Source organism: Saccharothrix sp. ST-888, from assembly GCF_000955975.1.
In the GTDB taxonomy this organism is placed as follows: Bacteria; Actinomycetota; Actinomycetes; order Streptomycetales; family Streptomycetaceae; genus Kitasatospora.
On the sequence record NZ_JYJF01000510.1, the window covers coordinates 1 to 370 of the forward strand.

The following is a 370-nucleotide window of genomic DNA, read 5'->3' on the forward strand; positions in this document are numbered from 1 at the left end:
GCCGGTACTCGGCCAGGCCGTCGAGGAAGGCGTTGGCGGCCGCGTAGTTGGCCTGGCCGGCGCCGCCGACGGTGGCGGTGAGCGAGGAGAAGAGGAGGAACGCCCGCAGGTCGAGACCGGCGGTGAGCTAGTGCAGGTTCCAGGCCGCCTCCGCCTTCGGCCGCAGCACGGTGGTGAAGCGCCCGGGGGTGCGCGCGTCCCGGCCGCCGCCGTCCAGCACGCCGGCCAGCCGGACCACCGCCGCCCGCGGGTACTCGGCGCCCCCCGCGGCGAGCAGCGCGGCCGGCGCGTCCCGGCCGGCCCCGTCGCGGCCGGCGCGGGTGGCCCTCGTTCCGCTCGCCGCCACCCGCCCGCGCCGTTCGTCGGCCCC

The 370-nt window shown here is 80.3% G+C and carries 2 protein-coding genes; both read right to left on the reverse strand.

Going from position 1 to position 370, the window contains the following annotated elements:
• Positions 1-109 (reverse strand): KR domain-containing protein (locus UK12_RS44860; protein WP_156179124.1); only part of this gene is annotated, 109 nt, incomplete at its 3' end.
• An 18-nt stretch (positions 110-127) separates the two neighbouring features.
• On the reverse strand, positions 128-370 hold a 243-nt coding region (locus UK12_RS42075), incomplete at its 5' end, for a hypothetical protein (protein WP_197085400.1).